Origin of the sequence: Nocardia carnea, from assembly GCF_029868325.1 — a bacterium.
GTDB lineage: Bacteria > Actinomycetota > Actinomycetes > Mycobacteriales > Mycobacteriaceae > Nocardia > Nocardia carnea_C.
On the sequence record NZ_JARWNW010000052.1, the window covers coordinates 1 to 2,844 of the forward strand.

Genomic DNA, 2,844 nt, shown 5'->3' on the forward strand with positions numbered 1-2,844 from the left:
GCCGAGGGGCGGCCCGGTATCGGCGGCGCGACGAATGCCCCGCCCGCCCTGCTGTCGCGCAGCGGGCGTGCGCGGACCTGTCGACGCCGGTAGGACTCCGGCGCCCGGTGCCGCCCGATCACGCGGCTTTCGCAGCGGAACCTTCAAGAACAGGACGAACAGGAACACCAGCAAGCTGGCCCGGCCCCACACTCCGAAGCGCACCACCCCGCAACCCGCCTCGGACTTGTAATACCGCATTTTTCCGGTGACTACCCCGGCGGATGGGGGCAATCACGAACTTTTCGTGCTTCCCAGATGGCCGATCGCCTCGAGGAGCGCGCCGGAGGTCGTCACCGCGTTGGCCGCGCCGTTCGATCTCGCCCTGGAGCGTGAACTCTGGCGCTGGGCACCGCTGGCCAAAAACCCCGCGCCGCCGGAGGCGGCGCAAAAAAACACAGCTACAATCGCGGACGGACATCCGAAGAATTTCGGTCGATCCGTTGGAATCGGCAGCGCCGAAAGTCGCGCACCGCGGGTGGGCGCAGCGGTAGCGAGGAATTCTACGGAGTCCACGGAAAATGTGCGCGCACCAGATCCGCGTCACCGATGCGCTGCGCCGATGTCCGAGCTTCGCTGTCCGTCATCCGGGCACCTGCCGACATCCGGCGGCGGCCCGGGTGAATATCGCAGGGCGGATCCGTGGTTGTCGTGGGCCGACCGGTCCGCCCCACGCCTCGTGCGCGTGTAGCGCGATAACGAGGGAAGGCACGAACCTGAGCAAGATCACTGTAGAACCGGAACCGGGTCTGGCGGAAACGCTGCTGACAGCCGAGCTGGATGCCGGACATACCGCACCGTCTTTCGCCGAATTGGGGGTGCGTGCGGAAATCGTGCGCGCTCTGGGCGAGATGGGTATCGAACGTACTTTCGCAATCCAGGAACTGACTCTGCCGTTGGCGCTGGGCGGTGAGGATCTCATCGGCCAGGCCCGTACGGGGATGGGTAAGACCTTCGGATTCGGCGTTCCGTTGCTGCATCGGATCAGCAGCGTGGAATCCGGGACCTCCCCGCTGGACGGCACGCCGCGTGCCCTGGTCATCGTGCCGACGCGCGAACTGTGCCTGCAGGTGACCAAGGACCTGGAGAACGCGGCGAAATACGTCAGCAGCGATCGTGGACCGCTGCGGGTGACCTCCATTTACGGCGGTCGCCCCTATGATTCCCAGATCGCGGCCCTGCGTGAAGGCGTGGATGTCGTCGTCGGCACTCCCGGCCGTTTGCTGGATCTCGCCGATCAGCAGCATCTGATTCTCGGAAAAGTGGGCGTCCTCGTGCTGGACGAGGCCGATGAAATGCTCGATCTGGGCTTCCTGCCCGATATCGAACGCATTCTCGGCATGGTGCCCGATAAACGGCAGACCATGCTGTTCTCGGCGACCATGCCGGGTCCGATCATCACGCTGGCCCGTACTTTCCTCACCCGGCCGACGCATATCCGGGCCGAGGAGCCGCACGATTCGGCGGTTCACGATCGCACGGCACAATTCGTGTACCGGGCGCATGCGCTGGACAAAGGTGAATTGATCGCCCGGGTTCTGCAGGCCGAGGGCCGCGGCGCCACGATGATCTTCACCCGGACCAAGCGGACCGCCCAGAAAGTCGCGGACGAACTGGGCGAACGTGGTTTCGCGGTCGGTGCGGTGCATGGCGATCTGGGGCAGATCGCCCGCGAAAAAGCGCTGTCGAAATTCCGCCGGGGCACGATCGACGTACTGGTCGCCACCGATGTCGCCGCGCGCGGGATCGATATCGACGATGTCACCCACGTTGTCAACTATCAGTGCCCCGAGGACGAGAAAACCTATGTGCACCGCATCGGGCGCACCGGCCGGGCCGGCCGTACGGGTGTGGCGGTCACGCTGATCGACTGGGACGAGCTCACTCGCTGGGCGGCCATCGATGCCGCGCTCGGGCTGGGGATCCCGGAGCCGGTGGAAACCTATTCGCGGTCGCCGCATCTGTTCTCCGATCTGGGGATCCCGGAGGGTGCGACCGGTACGGTCGGCGCGCGGAAACCGGAACGCGATCCGGACGCGGTGGTGGTCGAACGCCCGGAGCGCACTCCACGTAAACGTAACCGGAGGCGCACCCGCGGCGGAAAGCCGCTCGAAAACGGCACGGGCACAGCCGGGTCGGCGGATGCCGAGGCCGCTTCCGAGGTGAGCGACGGCCCGGCGGGCGCGGAGCCGGACGCGGAGCAGGAAGCGAGCCCGGCGCGCCGCAGGCGTCGTCGTCGGCGTTCCACCACCGGCGAGGGTGCCGCGGACGATACGAACCAGGGCACGGAGCCGGCGGACGCGAACAGCACCGAGCCCGGCGAGCAGTCCGGCGCCGGGGAAAGCGGCGACACCGAGAAGCCCGCGCGGCGCCGGCGGCGCCGGAAACCGGCCGACAAGGGCGCAGGCAGCGATACCGGGGCAGCGGAGAACGGCCCGGCATCCGCGGACGCGACGCCCAGCACGTCGAACGGCGCCTCCGCATCGGAGTGACGCTCGACAGGACGAGTACTGGGGGCGGCGGGGTCCGCACCCCCGGCCCGCGGCGGTTATTGCCAGGCGGCCGCCCGGCGGGGCGGCGGGCGACGAGCCGGCCAGCCCCCCCCACCGCCGAGTTCGGCTACCACGCCGCGGACGCGGCCGGACCCGACTTCCTGCGCGGTTGCGTCGGCGCCGGAGAGCATGGTGGTCTCACTGCAGCCGCGCTCATTGCGGTACACCGCGATCACCATGCCGAATTGCGCTTCGACCCCGCACAGCGGCAGATCGCGGCTGTAGCGCCACACCTGATCACCGGTGCGCCGAT

Annotated in this window: 1 protein-coding gene and 2 pseudogenes; 1 reads left to right on the plus strand and 2 read right to left on the minus strand. The window is 68.2% G+C overall.

The genetic code is table 11. From position 1 onward, the window contains the following. Window positions 1-240 (minus strand): annotated as a pseudogene (locus QH196_RS02760) (hypothetical protein); the annotation flags it as partial. A 320-nt stretch (window positions 241-560) separates the two neighbouring features. Between QH196_RS02760 and QH196_RS02765 the strand changes: the two are divergent. Then, complete coding sequence (locus tag QH196_RS02765) at window positions 561-2,531, plus strand: DEAD/DEAH box helicase (RefSeq protein WP_432279422.1); 1,971 nt, start codon at window positions 561-563, stop codon at window positions 2,529-2,531. A 56-nt stretch (window positions 2,532-2,587) separates the two neighbouring features. Here the strand turns inward: QH196_RS02765 and QH196_RS02770 are convergent. Next, a pseudogene (locus tag QH196_RS02770) lies at window positions 2,588-2,844 on the minus strand (hypothetical protein); the annotation flags it as partial.